General features: G+C 40.2%; 22 protein-coding genes. 15 read left to right on the top strand and 7 right to left on the bottom strand.

From position 1 onward, the window contains the following. The first annotated feature begins 10 nt into the window (after positions 1–10). Entirely contained in the window at positions 11–601 is a 591-nt protein-coding gene (locus G8782_RS02680; protein WP_172369360.1) for a metallophosphoesterase family protein, read from the top strand. Between the two features lie 34 nt (positions 602–635). On the opposite strand, the gene G8782_RS02675 is transcribed toward G8782_RS02680, so the two are convergent. Further along, positions 636–1,019, bottom strand: coding sequence for a reverse transcriptase-like protein (locus G8782_RS02675; protein ID WP_172369359.1), 384 nt, complete (start codon positions 1,017–1,019; stop codon positions 636–638). Between the two features lie 113 nt (positions 1,020–1,132). On the opposite strand from G8782_RS02675, the gene G8782_RS02670 reads away from it, so the two are divergent. After that, on the top strand, positions 1,133–1,321 hold the full coding sequence (locus G8782_RS02670; protein ID WP_172369358.1) for a zinc-finger domain-containing protein: 189 nt from the start codon (positions 1,133–1,135) through the stop codon (positions 1,319–1,321). 45 nt (positions 1,322–1,366) lie between these two features. On the opposite strand, the gene G8782_RS02665 is transcribed toward G8782_RS02670, so the two are convergent. Further along, complete coding sequence (locus tag G8782_RS02665; RefSeq protein ID WP_172369357.1) at positions 1,367–1,576, bottom strand: cold-shock protein; 210 nt, start codon at positions 1,574–1,576, stop codon at positions 1,367–1,369. A gap of 148 nt (positions 1,577–1,724) precedes the next feature. Between G8782_RS02665 and G8782_RS02660 the strand changes: the two genes are divergently transcribed. Then, positions 1,725–2,354 (top strand): HD domain-containing protein, encoded by a 630-nt coding sequence (locus G8782_RS02660; protein ID WP_172369356.1) that lies wholly within the window; start codon positions 1,725–1,727, stop codon positions 2,352–2,354. 227 nt (positions 2,355–2,581) lie between these two features. Then, entirely contained in the window at positions 2,582–2,800 is a 219-nt protein-coding gene (locus tag G8782_RS02655; protein ID WP_172369355.1) for a hypothetical protein, read from the top strand. 130 nt (positions 2,801–2,930) lie between these two features. Here the strand turns inward: G8782_RS02655 and G8782_RS02650 are convergent, their stop codons facing one another. From G8782_RS02650 to G8782_RS02640, 3 genes are all read right to left on the bottom strand, one after another. Continuing rightward, the gene (locus G8782_RS02650) at positions 2,931–3,533 is read right to left on the bottom strand and encodes a class I SAM-dependent methyltransferase (RefSeq protein WP_172369354.1); all 603 of its coding nucleotides are present in this window, start codon (positions 3,531–3,533) and stop codon (positions 2,931–2,933) included. Then, a complete protein-coding gene (locus G8782_RS02645; RefSeq protein ID WP_172369353.1) occupies positions 3,520–3,711 on the bottom strand; it encodes a hypothetical protein in 192 nt (63 codons plus the stop codon). Before G8782_RS02645 ends, G8782_RS02650 begins: the two co-directional genes overlap by 14 nt. Positions 3,712–3,785: 74 nt before the next feature. After that, the gene (locus G8782_RS02640; protein WP_172369352.1) at positions 3,786–5,177 is read right to left on the bottom strand and encodes an amidase; all 1,392 of its coding nucleotides are present in this window, start codon (positions 5,175–5,177) and stop codon (positions 3,786–3,788) included. A 144-nt stretch (positions 5,178–5,321) separates the two neighbouring features. Between G8782_RS02640 and G8782_RS02635 the strand changes: the two genes are divergently transcribed. After that, the gene (locus tag G8782_RS02635) at positions 5,322–5,879 is read left to right on the top strand and encodes a GNAT family N-acetyltransferase (protein WP_172369351.1); all 558 of its coding nucleotides are present in this window, start codon (positions 5,322–5,324) and stop codon (positions 5,877–5,879) included. A gap of 21 nt (positions 5,880–5,900) precedes the next feature. Continuing rightward, complete coding sequence (locus G8782_RS02630) at positions 5,901–6,038, top strand: TFIIB-type zinc ribbon-containing protein (protein WP_172369350.1); 138 nt, start codon at positions 5,901–5,903, stop codon at positions 6,036–6,038. A 90-nt stretch (positions 6,039–6,128) separates the two neighbouring features. Here the strand turns inward: G8782_RS02630 and G8782_RS02625 are convergent, their stop codons facing one another. Together G8782_RS02625 and G8782_RS02620 are read right to left on the bottom strand one after the other, a co-directional pair. Next, entirely contained in the window at positions 6,129–6,665 is a 537-nt protein-coding gene (locus G8782_RS02625) for a transcription repressor NadR (protein WP_172369349.1), read from the bottom strand. A gap of 83 nt (positions 6,666–6,748) precedes the next feature. After that, positions 6,749–8,035, bottom strand: a complete 1,287-nt coding sequence (locus G8782_RS02620; protein ID WP_172369348.1) for a replication-associated recombination protein A — start codon at positions 8,033–8,035, stop codon at positions 6,749–6,751. Positions 8,036–8,162: 127 nt separating this feature from the next. On the opposite strand from G8782_RS02620, the gene cymR reads away from it, so the two are divergent. The 9 genes from cymR (at position 8,163) to G8782_RS02575 (ending at position 18,030) form a co-directional block, all read left to right on the top strand. After that, complete coding sequence (gene cymR / locus G8782_RS02615; protein WP_172369347.1) at positions 8,163–8,582, top strand: cysteine metabolism transcriptional regulator CymR; 420 nt, start codon at positions 8,163–8,165, stop codon at positions 8,580–8,582. Between the two features lie 12 nt (positions 8,583–8,594). Beyond that, the gene (locus G8782_RS02610) at positions 8,595–9,737 is read left to right on the top strand and encodes a cysteine desulfurase family protein (protein WP_172369346.1); all 1,143 of its coding nucleotides are present in this window, start codon (positions 8,595–8,597) and stop codon (positions 9,735–9,737) included. Positions 9,738–9,759: 22 nt separating this feature from the next. Continuing rightward, positions 9,760–10,881 (top strand): tRNA 2-thiouridine(34) synthase MnmA, encoded by a 1,122-nt coding sequence (gene mnmA, locus G8782_RS02605; RefSeq protein WP_172369345.1) that lies wholly within the window; start codon positions 9,760–9,762, stop codon positions 10,879–10,881. A gap of 13 nt (positions 10,882–10,894) precedes the next feature. Further along, positions 10,895–11,554: a tetratricopeptide repeat protein gene (locus G8782_RS02600; protein ID WP_172369344.1), complete on the top strand. Its 660-nt coding sequence runs from the start codon at positions 10,895–10,897 to the stop codon at positions 11,552–11,554. 15 nt (positions 11,555–11,569) lie between these two features. Next, a complete protein-coding gene (gene recD2, locus G8782_RS02595) occupies positions 11,570–14,026 on the top strand; it encodes an SF1B family DNA helicase RecD2 (protein WP_172369343.1) in 2,457 nt (818 codons plus the stop codon). A 295-nt stretch (positions 14,027–14,321) separates the two neighbouring features. After that, entirely contained in the window at positions 14,322–16,952 is a 2,631-nt protein-coding gene (alaS, locus tag G8782_RS02590; RefSeq protein WP_172369342.1) for an alanine--tRNA ligase, read from the top strand. 79 nt (positions 16,953–17,031) lie between these two features. Further along, entirely contained in the window at positions 17,032–17,304 is a 273-nt protein-coding gene (locus G8782_RS02585) for an IreB family regulatory phosphoprotein (protein ID WP_172369341.1), read from the top strand. Then, positions 17,301–17,723 carry a Holliday junction resolvase RuvX gene (gene ruvX / locus G8782_RS02580; protein WP_172369340.1) on the top strand — a complete coding sequence of 141 codons (423 nt, stop codon included), beginning with the start codon at positions 17,301–17,303 and terminating at the stop codon, positions 17,721–17,723. The genes G8782_RS02585 and ruvX overlap by 4 nt, the downstream gene beginning before the upstream one ends. 10 nt (positions 17,724–17,733) lie before the next feature. Then, the gene (locus G8782_RS02575) at positions 17,734–18,030 is read left to right on the top strand and encodes a DUF1292 domain-containing protein (protein ID WP_172369339.1); all 297 of its coding nucleotides are present in this window, start codon (positions 17,734–17,736) and stop codon (positions 18,028–18,030) included. Positions 18,031–18,053: the final 23 nt, after the last annotated feature.

Here is an 18,053-nt window from a genome sequence, read left to right as displayed (position 1 = left end):
GGTGAAATAGATGAGGTATGTATTACTTGGCGATATTCATTCATCAAAAGAAGATTTAGAAAAAGTGCTCGATCATATAGAAGCGGTTGCGCCAGAAGCAACAGTGGTAGGTACTGGGGATCTTTATGAATGCATCATTAGCAAAAAAGATATTACTGATTTCAAATTTAAAAATCTAGAGCAGGTTATGCTCAACCCGCAAGGATTTACGGAACTCTTGAACTTTCCATCGGTTAGGGGGAATCAAGAAGAACGAATTATTTATATTACTGAAACAAGCGAAGCCTTACGTGAATCATTAAATTCCATGCCAGATGTTATTGAACTGGAGAAAGGTCGAGTTATTCATGGACATCAATGGAAATGGGGCGGCAATCCGTGGTCGCTTTTAGAGACCGATGTCGACAGCCCCCTTGTTTTTTATGGCCATAGTCATAATTCGATGCTATCCATTGACGGGGTTAATAAAAAAATACATTTTGGAATCCCTTATAATCTGACCGGTGAAAATGTACTGGTTAATGTAGGTTCGGTCGTTGATAATCGTGAATGGGTTATCTATGATAGTGACGAAAATACAGTCGCATTTATGAAAGCATAAATAAAAGACTGAATGGATAGAGATGCCATTCAGTCTATTTATGTATTCCTTCACGCGCAAGTGCATCTGCTGTTTTGTTTTCTGCACTTGGAATCCATTTGATAAAGAAAAAATCAAATGATTTTGCTACTTCCAAGATTTCAGATAAAATTAGCTTATGTCCTTCATTTTTAACAAATTCTCTTTCGACTGCAGTTACGACTGCCTGCGAATCCGAACGTACGGAAACAATGCCTTTTGTTAATTTCGCGACTTCCTTAACACCGCGGAGCAGGGCTAGGAATTCAGCTGTATGATTATTGGTAGGTTCGATACTCTCGGAAATTTTAATAAGATGTCCTTCACCTTTGATAAAAACGCCAATACCGCTTTTACCAGGATTGCCGGCACTAGCGCCGTCTGTGTATAATTCGATCAATCTTACCACCTCGAAATTTTGTTTATATTTCAGTGTATTGCGTACCCTAATTATCGAAGATGCTTGCATCTAATTATCATCGACATTAGAATGAACTTAAATGGAGGACCGCAATGGATAAAACAATCATTATGTTAGAGATCGATACGGTTATTGATAAATATTGCAGTGGTTGTTTCCTGAAAAGCCAGCTTGCAAAAGACAAAGGTAAAACTGCAGCGCATCGATTTTGTATAAATGGATGTACAGTAGGAGACCAACTTAAATTTTTGGGCAGTCAATTGAATAAGATTTCAAAATAATATCCCGCAAGCAATTTACATGCTAGCGGGATTTGTAGTTGAAAGTTAGTCATTTCTTAGTTTGGAGACATTGGCCGCCTGAGGTCCGCGGTTCCCGTCAGTGATTTCAAAAGATACTATTTCTCCTTCATCAAGCGTTTTAAACCCGTCACCGACAATTCCAGTAAAGTGAACAAACACATCTTCTCCGTCTTCCGCTTCAATGAAACCATATCCTTTTTCATTGCTGAACCATTTCACTTTTCCTTGGTACATATACGCCCCTCCTCAGTCCTTCAATGTCCTTCCATTATGCAACATGGATGATTTTACTATACATGAATCGACATAGTACGTCAATGATGTGCCCAAATTTTCTGAAATGTGAATTGCAGTTTTTTAAAAAATGAAGAAGGTGAATCGAATGGAACAACTATTTCAAAAATGCAGGAAAACAGCTGAAGAAATCTATCGGAATTTTGATGCGAGCCATGACTTGGATCATATCGATCGGGTCATGAAAAATGCGATGGAAATTGCAGCGACAGAACCATCGGCAAATGAATCTATCATTAAATTAGGTGTCCTACTTCATGATATTGAAGATGCGAAATATAAGTTGGAAGATACGATATCCGTGAAAGAAATCCTTGAATTGCACGGAGCCGATGAAAAATTGATTGATGAAGTAGTCGCTTGTATTGACAGCGTATCATTTAGCGGCGGAAATGAAAAACCTTTTACGTCAATTGAAGGAGCGATTATTCGTGATGCAGATCGGCTAGATGCAATAGGCGCTATCGGAATAGCAAGGGCTTTCACTTTTGGGGGAGCGAGAGGAAGAAAATTATATGATGCAAATGAAGAAGCGCGCAAGAAAATGTCTGAAGAAGAATATCGTAAAGAGGAGACCGCTACGGTAACCCATTTTCATGAAAAGTTATTATTATTAAAGGATTTAATGGTGACGACTGAAGGAAAACGATTAGCTAAAGAACGTCATCAATTTATGGTGGAGTTTTTGAAACAACTTAATAGGGAAATAGGAAGTTAGAAAGAACCTATTTAAAATTGCCAATGAATAAAATTAAAGCATCAATCTACAAACAACCTTAAATTAAAGTTCAAATTAGCACTGCTTTTTTCATTATTTTATCGAAGTATTCCAAAAGTGAAAGGAAGCTAATTAATAATGTGGTATAATTATAAAAAATGCAGGTTTATAATTCGGATAGGTAAAAAAAGTACTTTTTTCGTATAAAGAACCAGGAGAGTGAAAAAATGATAGCTAAATTTAAAGCATTACCTGAAAAGTTGTCATTTGCTATAGGCTTTACTTTAATATTAGCAATCGGATTACTATTATTTTTTTATTCACTTTTGTTCCCTATTGGTATTTGGACTGTGATGATTATTGAGGGCATTGTTTTTGGTATTGCAACATTATTTATCTTGAGTGCGGCTGACAAAAGAAATTCACGCCTTGGCAAGAAAAATTGACCCCTTGAATTAGCGTGTAATTCGTGTAGTCAACTTGGTTGTTAAAGTAATCGTGAATTGTATGTAAATGTTGAAGCAGAGGCATTTTAGACCGCTAATTCATACGTGGATTAGCGGTCTATTTCGTGCTTTATTTTGTGTTTTTGACACTTAACTCAACGGGTAAAACATCTCTTGTATCAACCTTTTTAAGCTCAGCTAGAAAAGTCATGGCTCTTTCTAATGGAACATTTTCGGTGAAAAACCATTTATCATAATCCATTTCACCGCCGGCTTTAGTTGAATGTAAAAATAAACTTGTTCCGGACAACAACATGTTTAAATCAGCGGGTGAGTAACAGCGTAAAGATTGTGTAACTTTGTTAGAGTCATTTGACCACCAAGTATCAAGCATCCGGCAACCTTCTGCATCAAAACTATATCGTCTATAGCTATTTTCGCCAATCTTCATTTCCTGACCAGAAACTTTTGCCCAATACCACGGGGTATAGATATCGATCAAAGCAACGCCGGAAGGTAAGAGCCAAGTGTCTATTCGCTGCAATAAGAGTTTTTGGTCGTCATCTGAACCGATGCCAAAGCCGTCCCAGTAGCAAACAACATCAAAGTCACTTGGTAAATTAACCTCATAAAAATCGCCTTGGATGATATTCATCTTTTCTTCGACATCATGCAGCGACGCTAATTTATGAATCTTTTCAACGGCTGAAGGAACAAGTTCAATGACAGTCACCTCGTGGCCTCGCTTCGCCGCCAAGACCGCCGCCTAATTCTAGGATTTTTAATCGTCCATTTACATGCGAAGATGCTTCAACTTTATCAACAAGTTCTTCATCGAATTTCGTGATCGTATCTGCCATGCCTTCGGAGATTCGATATTGTTCCTTATAAAAATCTTGTACCCATTCCATTTCCAACACTCCTTATTTTATGTTCTAAGAAAGTGCTGTACGATCAAAACATCAATAAGCCCATGTTAATCCTCCTAATTTGTAAGCGATGATTTTAGTAGGCGTTTTTCTCGTTCCTCGTAAAATGATCCTAAAAATGCTTGTTCATACGCGTAACCAGCATGCAGTAATGTTCTCTCATTAAATGAGGAACTCGCTAGTTGCAGTCCGACTGGCAGACCGTTTTGTGCAATCCCGCACGGAAGTGAAAGGGCGGGTTGGCCTGTAAAATTGAAAACAGCTGGCAGGCGGATCATCGAATTAAACGTGCTATCCATCACGCCGTTTATTTCAAATTTTGTTTCTCCTATTTTCTTCGTAGTATCGGGCATTGTCGGAGTCGCCAATATATCTACGGTAGTGAATAATTCTTCAAAATCCATAAATACTTCATTTTTCCTTTTTAAAGCCTTAATATAATCCAATGCTAATATAGAATGGCTGAATTCAAGTGAAGCTTTAACGTCACGACCGTATAAATCAATTGATTCAGCTAAAAACTTCTCATGCACAAAGCCGGCTTCTGCTATACCGATGCTGAGTGAATAGGCTAAATCGGCTTGCGAGAAAGGAATCTCAACTTCAATTAATATTGCGCCCAGTTTTTCAAGGTTTGCCAGCGCTTCCGCATATAATTCGGCAGTATTGTTTTCTATCAAATCATTGAAGTAGTTTTTCGGCACGCCGATTCGAAGACCGCGAATGTCTTCTGATAGGGAACTTGAATAATCTTCACCTGTCATCGCATCCATCATGATACCTAAATCGCCCATATTTTTTGTCAGCGGTCCAATATGATCAAGAGACCAAGAAATATTTCTGACATTTGTATCGATGATTAAACCATGAGTAGGTTTTAGCCCTACGATACCAGTAGACGCGGCCGGAATACGAATTGAACCCGCTGTGTCTGTTCCGATTGAAGCAGCGCATAATGAAGCTGCGACAGCAGTTCCCGAACCGCCACTAGAACCGCCAGGCGTATACGCTGTATTCCATGGATTTTTCACAGGATTATAAAAAGGATTATCCGATGTGATTCCAAAAGCGTACTCATGCATATTCACTTTACCTAGATTGACAGCTCCCGCGCGTTGGAGTTTCGAGACAATCCCTGCATCAACATCAGGTATGAAATTTTCCTCGATCTTTGAGCCGCTCGTTGTTCGAATCCCTTTTGTATACAGATTATCTTTATAAGAAATTGGAACTCCTTCAAGCACTCCGGTCTGCTCGCCCGCTAGGTATTTTTGTTCTACGATGGCTGCTTGCTTTAATGCGATTTCCCCAGTAACGGTAATAAAAGCATTTAATTCATTAAATTCTTCAATTCGGTTCAAATAATCACGGGTGATTTCAACAGGAGAAAAATCTTTATTATTAAATCCATCCTTCATTTCTTTAATCGTCAAGTTTCTCAATTCCATTTAATTCCTCCATGCGATATATTCATATTGCTACAGATTAGCGTAGCATATTTATATTGTTCTAACAATTCAAGTTGAATATCATTGCACCAAATCGTGAAACTCTTAGTTATAATAGTAGTATGTAACTGCAGGAGGTAAAAAATGATGACATTAACAATTGAAACAGATCGACTACTATTGAGGCCTTTCCGAAATAGCGATTATGAACAATGGTCTATCGGGTTTGATAATAGACTGCCCTCGACTTATAAATATGATGATGGTTATGAAGATTCATCACCCTATACGAAAAAGTGGTTTATTGATTGGATTAAAGGTTTTCGGGAGACTGCTGAAAAAGATGATGTGTATATATTAGGGATTTTTAGAAAAGAAGATGGGGCGAATATAGGCAATATAGAAGTAATAAAAATTCTAAGGCAGGATTATGACTGGGCTATGATGGGGTACTCCATTCACAATCAATTTTTCCGGCAAGGTTACGGTAAAGAAAGCGTTCAAGCAGCAACGGAGCTTTTCTTTTCCGAATTAAATTTTCATCGCATTGAACTGCAGATTAATGTCGATAATGAGCCGTCCCGGAAACTCGCCGAAAGTGCTGGCTTTCAATTTGAATGCGTAAGGAAAGACTTCTTTTATGAAGGCGGGAAGTGGATCGATCAACTCATTTACTATAAAAATCGCAATAACAGTTGGTAGAAAAAAGGGGAAGCGTTTCATATGAAGTGTCCGACTTGTGTTGATGTGGAGTTGCAGGAAATAAAAAAAGAGTCTGTATTCATTGATGTTTGTCCAACTTGCAAGGGCATATGGCTCGACCGAGGAGAGCTCGAAATGATTGTGCGGGAACTGAAGTAAGAACGTACTAATACAACTAAAAGTACAACGATGCTTGATGTACTTAGTGATATAATCGTATTTTGGTAGGGGATATTTAGCGGATATCCGTCACTCGACGAGAATATCCGCTTTTCTTAACGCATCTTCAGCGTTTTCAATTTCTTGTTCACTTTTCGCAACAATCGTATGAAGGTGTATGCCTTCAGTTAATTCTAATAATAAAGCTGCATTTGTTTGCTTAATATTTTCGATGAAATTCTGCACTTCGCTCCGATTTGAAACCATTACTGACGCAGTTAAATCTCCATAAATCGGATGTTCAACTTTTACGTCCTTCACAATAATTCCATGATCGACCAAAATATTTAATTCTTCTTCTGTTTGTTCCGACGTATGGTTGCAGACGATCACTTTTTCAATCTTATTTTGTTCAACCAGCGGATGCATATAGACATACCCGCGATTAGTCGCGATAATCGGTTCGCCTTTTGCTTTTAACAAAGTAATGTCTCCAGAAATAACTTGCCGGCTAACATTTGTAATTTCGCCAAGCTCTCTGCCAGGTATAGGGTTACTTGCATCCTTTAATAATTTCAAGAGTAAATTACGGCGATCACTACCCAAAATCTTTTTATTCGAAGTCATATAAACCTCTCCAAAATCATTATATTCTTACGATCCCATCAATTTAAGTTTAAGATAAATATATTATGTAAACATGCTTCATTTTACTTTTTTCTCTTAAACTCTTTAAGGCGATCATAGATTGCTGCTAATTTTACTTCTTCACCTGCGAGCACGGGTTTATAAAACTCCGTGCCTTCGACTTTGTCCGGTAAATATTGTTGATTTACCCAGCCGCCAAAGGAACCAATAGGGGAATCATGCGGATATTTGTAGCCGACATGCCCGAGTTCAGCAGCACCCGCATAATGCGTATCGCGTAAATGTAATGGAATGTCTCCTGTATTTCCAGTGTTTATCGCATTCACAGCCGCATCAAATGCTTTATAGGCTGAATTTGATTTGGAGGCTAGGCACATTTCAACGACTGCATTTGCTAGTGGAATCCGGGCTTCTGGCATCCCGAGTCGAACCGCGGCATCAGTTGCAGCAAGAACATGAGGTCCGACTTCCGGGGAAGCTAATCCAACATCTTCATATGCCATAACAAGAAGCCGTCTAGAAACAGCAATAATATCTCCAGTTTCCAATAAATGTGCCAAATAATACATTGCGGCATTTACGTCGCTGCCGCGAACCGATTTTTGCAAAGCAGATAATAAATTGTAAAAATGCGAACCTTTATTATCGCCAAACAATCCGATTCTGCCTAAAAGATTTTCTATCAACCAGTCTTCAACGATTGCTTCCCCGTCGACTTCATCACTTGCAATCACTGCGGATTCGAGAACATTTAGTGCTTTTCGAGCGTCCCCGTTAACACCCTCCGCTATCATTTGAAGTTGTTCACCAGTGATTTTGATTTTCTTTTTACCGAGTCCTCGGTCTTCGTCTTCTAACGCCCGTCGGAGAACACCTATTAAATCTTCGGGTCTTAATCGAGTAAGTTGCCGGATTTCCCCGCAACGCGAACGTATCGCGGGGTTCACATCATGGAAAGGATTTTCAGTCGTTGCGCCGATCAAAACAATGGAGCCGCTTTCTACATGCGGAAGCAACGTATCTTGTTGCAACTTATTGAATCTATGAATTTCATCTAAAAATAGTAGAACTTTTCCTGTCATGCGCGCCTCAGCAACAACATTTTCAACATCTTTTTTCCCTGATACTGTCGCATTCAACGCGATAAAGGGTAGGTTGCTTGTACCTGCAATTGCATGGGCAAGCGATGTTTTTCCTATTCCAGGCTCACCGTATAATAACATTGAAGGGACATGCCCTTTCTTTATCAGCTGATAAAGAGCGGTTTGTTTCCCGATAATTTCTTCTTGACCGGCGATTTCATCAATCGTCTGCGGTCTCATTCGATATGCTAATGGTTCGTTATGCAATAGTCTCACTCCTCGTACAACCGTTCTTCTATTATACACATCAATCATGTTGAAATCATTTTACGGAAGCGTTGGAGCAGTTATGTTATAATATTTTGAAGCAACACGCAAAGGACGGGGTTATTAGATGAAAATTTCGACAAGAGGACGATACGGGTTAACAGTCGTAGTTGTACTCGGATCTAAATACGGAGATGGTCCAATTCCACTTCGTCAAATCGCTGAGGAACAATCATTATCGGAAGCCTATTTGGAACAATTAATACCGCAATTGCGCAATAATGGAATTGTGAAAAGTGTGCGTGGTGCATACGGCGGATACATGTTGGCAAAACCTCCTTCTGAAATTACATCCGGGGATGTCATTCGTGTATTAGAAGGGCCTATCCAACCGATTGAAGGACTTGGCGATACGGATATTCCTCAACATGAATTATGGAAACGAATTGCTGATGCGGTTCGAGATGTTTTAGATACAACAACAATCGCAGATCTCATCAAATCTAAAGATGAATCGACAAGCGATAGTTATATGTTTTACATTTAAAGGAGTTTTTCAATGATGACTATATATCTTGATCATGCGGCGACAACGCCGGTTCATCCGTCTGTCACTACAAAATATGCCGAATTATTAGGCTCATTATTTGGAAATCCTTCGAGCATTCATAGTTACGGCCGGGAAGCGCGTAAATGGTTGGACGATGCTAGAAAAACAATGGCCCAGTCAATCAATGCTAAACCATCTGAAATCATTTTCACTTCAGGTGGTACAGAGGCTGATAATATCGCTATTTTCGGAACAGTAAATGCGATGAAAAACAAAGGGAACCATATTATCACAACGAATATTGAACATCACGCCGTATTAAATACTTGCAAACAACTTGAATTAGCCGGGTATGAGGTTACATTTTTAGAAGTCGATATAAATGGACGAATTGATGTTGAACAAGTTAGAAACGCACTCACTGAAGAAACGATTTTGGTGACAATCATGTTGGGAAATAACGAAGTCGGAACATTGCAGCCCATTCGCGAAATTGGTGAACTTCTAAAAGAACACCAAGCCATTTTTCATACGGATGCTGTACAAGCCTACGGAATCATGCCTATTGACGTGGAAGAACTTCAGGTTGACTTACTGTCTGTTTCATCCCATAAGTTAAATGGTCCAAAAGGGGTCGGATTCCTTTATGAACGGACCGGGATGACTACGAAACCGCATTTGTATGGTGGAGAGCAAGAACGAAAACGACGCGCGGGCACTGAAAATGTCCCGGCGATTGTCGCCTTTTCGGATGCTGTGAAAATTGCTCATGAGTCAATTGAAGTAAACACGAAGAAATATCATGAATTCGAGAAAATAATAACGACAACACTTCAAGCGCAAGACATAACCTTTTCTGTTAATGCTATAGAAACAGAAAGATTACCACATATCGTAAACATCAGTTTCCCTGGGACTGATATTGAATCGCTCCTTGTTAATCTAGATATGGCGGGAGTTTGCGTTTCAAGCGGTTCAGCTTGCACAGCTGGCTCGCTTGACCCATCACACGTCTTAACGGCGATGTACGGGGAAGGTGCGCCTGAGCTTCGAAATTCTGTAAGGTTTAGTTTTGGACTCGGACTGGATGATGAACATATAAAGACAGCTGCTTTGAAAACAGCTGATATCGTTAAAAGATTAGTAAAATGAAAATTAAAGGATTGATTGGAAAATGAATACAAAAAAAACTCCATCCGAAACACGAGTCGTCGTTGGCATGTCAGGCGGCGTCGATTCTTCGGTGGCTGCATTGCTATTGAAGGAGCAAGGTTATGACGTCATTGGCATCTTTATGAAAAACTGGGATGATACAGACGAATTCGGCGTATGCACAGCTACTGAAGATTATGAGGATGTTATTAGTGTTTGTAATGATATAGGCATCCCTTATTACGCGGTAAATTTTGAAAAGCAGTATTGGGATAAGGTATTTACGTATTTCTTAGAGGAATATAAAGCAGGTCGAACGCCAAACCCGGATGTCATGTGCAATAAAGAAATCAAGTTCAAAGCATTTCTAGAACATGCAATGAGTCTTGGCGCGGATTATTTAGCAACCGGACATTATGCCCGGGTTGCCCAAGTTGAGGGCGGCGTATCCATGCTGCGCGGGAAAGACGACAATAAAGATCAGTCGTACTTTTTAAATCAGTTAACGCAAGAAATGCTGCAAAAAGTAATGTTTCCAATCGGACATCTTGAAAAAGAAGATGTTCGTAAGAAAGCGCTAGAAGCAGGATTATCAACTGCAAAGAAAAAAGATTCGACCGGGATTTGTTTTATTGGCGAACGTAACTTCAAAGATTTCCTCGGAGAATATTTACCTGCTCAACCTGGTCTCATGAAAACGATGGACGGGGAAACGATGGGAAATCATGATGGACTGATGTATTACACAATTGGGCAACGCCATGGTTTAGGCATTGGCGGTGCGGGAGATCCGTGGTTCGTCATCGGAAAAGACTTGAAAGAAAATGTGTTATTAGTTGGACAAGGCTTCCATCACGATGCACTATATTCTGATAGTCTCACTGCAATCGATGTTAGTTTTTCAACTGCGCGTGAAATGCCGAAAACATTTAGCTGTACGGCTAAATTCCGTTATCGTCAACCTGATACGAATGTTACCGTTGAATTATTGGATGACAACAAGGCAATTGTGAAATTCGAACAACCCGTGCGCGCGATTACGCCTGGACAAGCGGTTGTTTTTTATGACGGCGAAGAGTGTCTTGGCGGCGGAACAATCGATACAGTGATTAAAAACGGCATTGAGCTTGATTATGTTGGGTAAGGTGGAATCGACGATGAATTACAATGAAACAGGAATTGCTGCACTCCAGGAAGGCAAGTATGAAAAAGCAGTGGAGTCATTTGTAAAAGCTATAGAAGAAGAACCGAAAAACGCTGTCGGTTATATTAATATGGGGAATGTATTCGCGTCACTAGGTGACCCGGAAAAGGCGGAACCCTTCTTTCAACAAGCGATCACGCTAGATGAAAATGCTGGAACTGCCTATTATGGGCTTGCAAATCTTTATTTTAATAATGAAAGATACGAAGAATCATCCAAATTGTATGAGAAGGCCATACAAAAGGGCGTTAATGAAGCAGACGCGTATTTTATGCTTGGAAAAAGCTTAGAACGCTCGAATCAATCTAAACTTGCGTTGCCTTATTTGCAACGGGCAACTGAATTAGCCCCAAATGACCTAGAAGCCAGACTGTCTTACGGAATACTTCTTGCTAATATGGAGTTATTCACGCAAGCCGCCAAGGAGTTTAACTTTGTCATTGAACGTGATGAAGAGAATGCGGATGCTCACTACAATTTAGGTTTTTTATATGCGGTGTCGACCGATCGAAAAAACGATGCATTACATCATCTTAAACAAGCGTTTACGATTAACCCTGAATATGAACAAGCACGTTATATTTACGATATGATTCAACTTGACGAACGTTAAGGAGGCGAGGTAGCGATGGAAGGATTAACCGAAGAACTTTTTATACTCGGGAGACCGCTTGTAACGATATTCCACAATCCAGACAATCTATTTACAATTGCAAAACTGAAAATCAGCAAAACAAATTGTGATTATGAAGAAAAGGAAATTATCGTTAAAGGGAACTTTCCACAGCTTTCCGCCGATGACGACTATAAATTCACAGGCAGACTTGTTAATCACCCAACCTACGGCGCCCAGTTCGATGTGCATACTTTTGCCAAAGAAATGCCGGGAACGGAAACAGGGTTAATTCATTATTTATCAGGCGATTTATTTCCAGGCATAGGAATGAAGACTGCAGAATCGATTGTGGATGCTCTTGGAAAAGATGCGATTAAAAAGATATTGGATGATTCATCGGTTCTTGATACGATTCCGAGGCTTTCTGATGAGCGAAAAGAAACGTTAATCTCCGTACTCGAACAAAATATGGGGCTTGAACGCACGATTATCCAGTTGAATGAGTGGGGATTCGGCCCGAAAATCGCGATGCGTATTTATCAAACATACCGGGAAGATGCGATAGAGCTGCTCAGGGAAAATCCATATCGTTTAACAGAGGAAATCGAAGGTGTCGGCTTTCAACGAGCAGATGAACTAGGTCGGAATTTGGGCATCACCGGTGATCACACATCAAGAATTAAAGCAGCGATTTTACATTCGATGAACGAAGCTATTCAATCAGAAGGACATGTTTATATAGAAGGGAAAATTCTACTGCCCGGGGTCAAACATTTGCTTGAAACGAGCCAACCAATCGAAATCCCATTCAGCAGCATTTCACAATCAATTATCGAGTTAATAGAAGAAGGCAAGTTAATAGCTGAAAATCAAAGATTATATATTCCCTCGCTTTATTACTCGGAAATTGGATTTGCTTCGAAAATTCGTTTGCTGCTGGAGAATGAATTGGAAAACCAATTTCCCGTATCTGAAATCCGAAGCGCAATTGGTGATGTAGAAGAGCGACTGGATGTGAATTATGCCGAAACGCAAGTCTCCGCAATCGAGACAGCACTGCATTCCCCAACGATGATTTTAACTGGAGGGCCCGGGACTGGTAAAACAACGGTGATTCGAGGTTTTGTCGAGGTATATGCAGAACTTCACGGTTTGTCCCTTGATCCGAAAGAATATGCCAAGAAAAAAGAACCATTCCCCATAATTTTAGCGGCACCTACGGGGAGAGCTGCTAAAAGGATGTCTGAATCGACTGGGCTTCCCGCAATGACGATTCATCGACTCTTGGGGTTCACAGGTCAAGAAAAAGAAGAAGAAACGGAACGTGAAATTGAAGGCAATCTTGTTATTATTGATGAAATGTCAATGGTTGATACATGGCTAGCTCATCAGTTGATGAAAGCACTGCCCAATGACGTTCAAGTGTTATTTGTCGGGGACCAAGATCAGTTGCCTTCGGTAGGACCTGGGCAAGTATTAAAAGATATGCTCGACTCAGGTGAAATCCCCGTAATTGAACTAACAGAAATTTACCGGCAAACTGCCGGTTCCACGATAATTGAAATGGCTCATATGATAAAGCGTTCAGAGTGGAATGATGACATAATCGGTAAAACTTCTGACCGCTCTTTTATTAAAGCCGGCGGGAACCGAATTCTCGAGGCAGTTGAAAAAATCGTGAAAAACGCGATTTCAAAGGGTCATGAAATTAAAGATATCCAAATCCTTGCGCCCATGTATAGAGGACCTGCAGGAATCGATGGCATTAATAAAATGATTCAGCAAATGGTCAATCCTCCGGGTCCTGAACGCAAAGAAGTGACGTTTGGCGATGTGGTTTACCGAATAGGCGATAAAGTTCTCCAACTCGTCAACCAACCGGAAAGCAATGTTTTTAATGGCGATATGGGCGAGGTCATTGCAATTATAAAAGCCAATGAAACCATCGATAAAAAAGAATTACTCGTTGTCTCGTACGATGGCATTGAAGTCACCTATGAGCGGAGCGATTTAAATCAAATCACGTTATCGTATTGCTGCTCAATCCATAAATCGCAAGGAAGCGAGTTTCCGATAGTTATCATGCCTGTCGTAAGAAGCCACCGCAAAATGTTGAAACGAAATCTTCTTTATACCGGGATTACTCGAGCGCAAAAGTTTCTAATATTATGCGGGGAACCTGAAGAGTTTAAAGCGGGAATTGCGCGGACAGATGAATTATCGAGGCAAACCACATTGAAAGAACGTTTAAGCGGAGAAGCAGAATCACAGGAAGAAACCGTAACAGCAGCCCCGACAAGTTCTGAAAATAAACATGAGCCAAGTCAATCACCCGTTGAAAATATAGAAGATAGTGTTGAAAACAAAAAAGTGCTCAATTATAAATTAACGATGAATACATTTCTTACAATCGACCCTATGATCGGGATGAAAGGAATTACTCCATATAATTTGGAGGGTGTTGATTGACACGGAACTCGAAGTTTTCTATACTAAAATCATTATAGTGAATACGATGACGGAGAAAGTATGCATGTTCGCTTGACCAGAAAGGAGCCCCTTGGCTGAAAGGGTTCCCGAGTCGACTTGTTGAAAGCTACTCCTGAGTGCAGCTTATCCCTGCCGTCAGCCGCGTTAAGGCAACCAGAGATACCGAGTACATAATCGTATACGGTAATTAGGGTGGTACCGCGAGACTAAGATCTTCGTCCCTTGTTTAGGGGCGGAGTTTTTTTGTGTCTTGAAAAAAATAAGGAGGATTTATATGAGAAAATTAACTTCATCAGAAATTCGAAGTATGTTTTTAGAGTTCTTTAAGGAAAAAGGCCATAGCGTTGAACCATCAGCACCGCTAGTTCCTATCGATGACGCATCCCTTTTATGGATAAACAGTGGCGTTGCGACATTGAAAAAATATTTCGATGGTCGCGTCATTCCAGAAAACCCGAGAATCGTTAATGCTCAAAAATCAATTCGTACAAATGATATTGAGAATGTGGGAATCACAGCGCGCCATCACACGTTTTTTGAAATGCTAGGAAATTTCTCGATAGGTGATTATTTCAAGGAAGAAGCAATTATTTTAGCATGGGAATTTTTAACCGATAAAAAATGGATTGGTTTTGATCCAGAGCTTTTATCCATAACAGTTCATCCAGAAGATGAAGAAGCCTTTAACATTTGGAAAGATAAAATCGGAATTCCAGAGGAACGTATTATTCGTCTAGAAGGAAACTTCTGGGATATTGGTGAAGGACCAAGCGGACCAAACTCGGAAATTTTCTATGACCGCGGTGCAAGTTACGGAGATGATTTCTCGGATCCAGAACTATATCCGGGCGGGGAAAATGAGCGCTATCTAGAAATTTGGAATCTCGTCTTTTCGGAGTTTAATCATAATCCGGATGACACGTACACACCACTGCCAAATAAAAATATTGATACGGGATTAGGTCTTGAAAGAATGGCTTCTATTATTCAAGGCGTGCCGACAAATTACGATACGGATTTGTTTATGCCAATCATAAAAGCAGTCGAAGAAGTTTCGGGAGAAAAATATGGAATTGATGCAGAGAAAGATGTGGCATTCAAAGTAATCGCAGATCATATTCGAACTGTGTCGTTTTCTATAGGCGACGGAGCCTTGCCTTCAAATGAGGGACGCGGCTATGTATTAAGAAGACTATTGCGCAGAGCTATTCGCTTCGCCATGAAGCTCGGTATTGATGCACCGTTCATGTATAATCTAGTTCCGGTAACGGGAGACATCATGAAGGATTACTACCCTGAAGTGAACGAAAAGAAAGAATTTATTATGAAAGTGATTAAAAATGAAGAAGTGCGTTTTCATGAAACTTTGTCAGATGGAATGGCGATTCTTTCAACTGTACTTGAAAAAGCAAAGTCCTCTAAAACGTTTATAGTCAGCGGTAAAGATGCATTTCAATTGTACGATACTTACGGATTCCCGATTGAATTAACAGAAGAATTCGCAGAAGAAGCAGGTGTTAGGGTAGACCGAAAAGGCTTTGCTGATGAAATGCAAAACCAACGCGATCGTGCGCGAGCTGCTAGGCAAGAAACAGATTCTATGCATGTACAATCTGAAGTTCTTGGCAAAATAAACGTTCCGAGCGAGTTTATCGGGTATAATACATTAATTGCCGAAGCCGAGGTCACAGCGCTTCTGCAAAGTGGAAATCATGCGGACCACGTTGCAGAGGGTGACGAGGTTCAGTTCATATTAGATCAAACTCCGTTTTATGCTGAGAGCGGAGGGCAAGTTGCAGATAAAGGAACAATTTCGAATGAGTCCTTCATCGCTGATGTAACCGATGTGCATAAAGCGCCGAATGGACAAAACCTCCATACAGCAATTATTCGTTCAGGCGAATTATCAATTGGAGCAAACATTGTGGCTAAGGTTGACATGGACGCTAGGAAGTCGATTGTTAAAAACCATACGGCCACGCATCTCTTGCACAAAGCATTAAAAGAAGTTCTTGGTGAACATGTGGCACAAGCCGGTTCTTATGTCGGTCCGGATCGATTGAGATTTGATTTTTCTCATTTTGGTCAAGTAACAAAAGAGGAACTTGAAGAAATAGAACGAATTGTTAACGACAAGGTTTGGGAAGATCTCCCTGTAGACATTGAACAAAAGCCGATTGACGAAGCAAAAAAACAAGGAGCAATGGCCTTGTTTGGAGAAAAGTATGGTCAAATTGTTCGGGTCGTTTCAATTGATGATTATTCACTTGAACTCTGCGGGGGCTGTCATGTCGATACAACGGGATCTATCGGTTTGTTCAAACTAGTATCAGAAAGCGGGATAGGAGCTGGAACGCGTCGAATTGAAGCTTTAACAGGACCTAAAGCATATCAAGCATTTAAAGAAGAGGAAGCAGTCCTAGAACACGCGGCAGAACTAGTAAAGGCGAATCCAAAAGATCTTGTTAAAAAGATCGAATCTTTACTTGGAGAATTAAAAGGACTACAAGCGGAAAATGAATCATTGTCATCAAAGCTCGCGAATAGTCAACTTTCCGATGTATTTGAAACTGCTGAGCAAATCGGCGACGTCACAGTTGTTGCATCTCGTGTTGAAGTGAAGGATAATAACGCATTAAGACAAATGATGGATGAAATGAAACAAAAAATTTCAAAAGGCGTCATTGTTTTAGGAACTGCAGTCAATGGAAAGGTCATGCTTGTTGCTGGAGTTACCAACGATTTAAAAGGAAGTTATCATGCTGGCAAACTTGTTAATCATGTAGCGATGCAATGCGATGGCAAGGGCGGAGGCAGACCGGATTTGGCGATGGCAGGAGCAAAAGACGATTCAAAACTTGATGAGGCTTTAAAATCGGTGTATGATTATGTGAAATCCGTTTAGTTTGTGCCACAAATTGGGTATAATGGAACTCTGTATGATTCTGTGTTAATTAGGCAAATTTGAAAGTGGGGTGTCAGTTATGAATTCATACGATAAAACGATGAAATTTAACTTTCCTGAAGAATCAATGGAAGAAGAAGTAACACAAGTGATGCTTCATGTACACAAAGCGCTTGATGAAAAAGGTTACAACCCGATTAACCAAATAGTAGGCTATCTTCTTTCGGGTGATCCAGCTTATATTCCAAGGCATGAAGATGCAAGAAATATGATTCGAAAACTTGAGCGGGATGAAATTATCGAGGAACTTGTGAAGTTTTATATCCGTGAAAATGGGGGTAACCTCGAGTGAGAATAATGGGTTTGGATGTAGGAACCAAAACAGTTGGCATCGCTATTAGTGATGCACTGGGATGGACCGCCCAAGGAATTGAAACCATCCAAATTGACGAGAATGCAGGTCATTTCGGCATTAAGCGAATTCGCAAGCTTGTTGACGAATATGAAGTAAGTAGTTTCGTAGTTGGTTTTCCGAAAAACATGAACAATACTATCGGTCCAAGAGGCGAGGCGTCTGAAAGATATGCCCAGCTCCTAGAAAAAACATTTGGTTTACCTGTTACGCTTTGGGATGAACGGCTTACGACCATGGCGGCCGAACGCATGCTAATAGAAGCCGATGTCAGCCGGAAAAAAAGGAAATCCGTTATAGACAAAACGGCTGCCATAATGATATTACAGGGTTACTTAGATTTAAATAATAATAAATGAGGTGATTAGAATGGAACACGGACAAGACACAATGACGATTGTTGACGAAAACGGCGAAGAGCACGTTTGTGAAGTTATCCTGACATTTGAATCAAAGGATTATGGTAAATCTTACGTGCTTTACCACATTCTTGGAGATGATGATCAAGACGATTCAGAAGAAATTGAAATCCATGCATCTTCCTTTACTCCAACAGAAGACGGCAAGGAAGATGGAGAATTACTCCCTATTGAAGACGACGCTGAATGGGAAATGATCGAAGAGACACTGAATACATTTTTAGACGAAGAAGAGGAAGACGAGTAAGTATAATACTCAGGCAACGAGCG

It is taken from the genome of Sporosarcina jiandibaonis, from assembly GCF_013184495.1.
GTDB classification, from domain to species: Bacteria; Bacillota; Bacilli; order Bacillales_A; family Planococcaceae; genus Sporosarcina; species Sporosarcina jiandibaonis.
This window is presented reverse-complemented; position numbering and strand designations above follow the sequence as displayed.

Coding starts and splice junctions, on each gene's coding strand:
- G8782_RS02680 (WP_172369360.1), top strand. CDS start 11: ATGAGGTATGTATTACTTGGCGATATTCATTCATCAAAAGAAGATTTA.
- G8782_RS02645 (WP_172369353.1), bottom strand. CDS start 3,711: ATGGAATGGGTACAAGATTTTTATAAGGAACAATATCGAATCTCCGAA.
- G8782_RS02635 (WP_172369351.1), top strand. CDS start 5,322: ATGATGACATTAACAATTGAAACAGATCGACTACTATTGAGGCCTTTC.
- G8782_RS02655 (WP_172369355.1), top strand. CDS start 2,582: ATGATAGCTAAATTTAAAGCATTACCTGAAAAGTTGTCATTTGCTATA.
- G8782_RS02660 (WP_172369356.1), top strand. CDS start 1,725: ATGGAACAACTATTTCAAAAATGCAGGAAAACAGCTGAAGAAATCTAT.
- G8782_RS02665 (WP_172369357.1), bottom strand. CDS start 1,576: ATGTACCAAGGAAAAGTGAAATGGTTCAGCAATGAAAAAGGATATGGT.
- G8782_RS02670 (WP_172369358.1), top strand. CDS start 1,133: ATGGATAAAACAATCATTATGTTAGAGATCGATACGGTTATTGATAAA.
- G8782_RS02575 (WP_172369339.1), top strand. CDS start 17,734: ATGGAACACGGACAAGACACAATGACGATTGTTGACGAAAACGGCGAA.
- G8782_RS02625 (WP_172369349.1), bottom strand. CDS start 6,665: ATGACTTCGAATAAAAAGATTTTGGGTAGTGATCGCCGTAATTTACTC.
- recD2 (WP_172369343.1), top strand. CDS start 11,570: ATGGAAGGATTAACCGAAGAACTTTTTATACTCGGGAGACCGCTTGTA.
- alaS (WP_172369342.1), top strand. CDS start 14,322: ATGAGAAAATTAACTTCATCAGAAATTCGAAGTATGTTTTTAGAGTTC.
- cymR (WP_172369347.1), top strand. CDS start 8,163: ATGAAAATTTCGACAAGAGGACGATACGGGTTAACAGTCGTAGTTGTA.
- G8782_RS02640 (WP_172369352.1), bottom strand. CDS start 5,177: ATGGAATTGAGAAACTTGACGATTAAAGAAATGAAGGATGGATTTAAT.
- G8782_RS02630 (WP_172369350.1), top strand. CDS start 5,901: ATGAAGTGTCCGACTTGTGTTGATGTGGAGTTGCAGGAAATAAAAAAA.
- G8782_RS02585 (WP_172369341.1), top strand. CDS start 17,032: ATGAATTCATACGATAAAACGATGAAATTTAACTTTCCTGAAGAATCA.
- G8782_RS02600 (WP_172369344.1), top strand. CDS start 10,895: ATGAATTACAATGAAACAGGAATTGCTGCACTCCAGGAAGGCAAGTAT.
- mnmA (WP_172369345.1), top strand. CDS start 9,760: ATGAATACAAAAAAAACTCCATCCGAAACACGAGTCGTCGTTGGCATG.
- G8782_RS02610 (WP_172369346.1), top strand. CDS start 8,595: ATGATGACTATATATCTTGATCATGCGGCGACAACGCCGGTTCATCCG.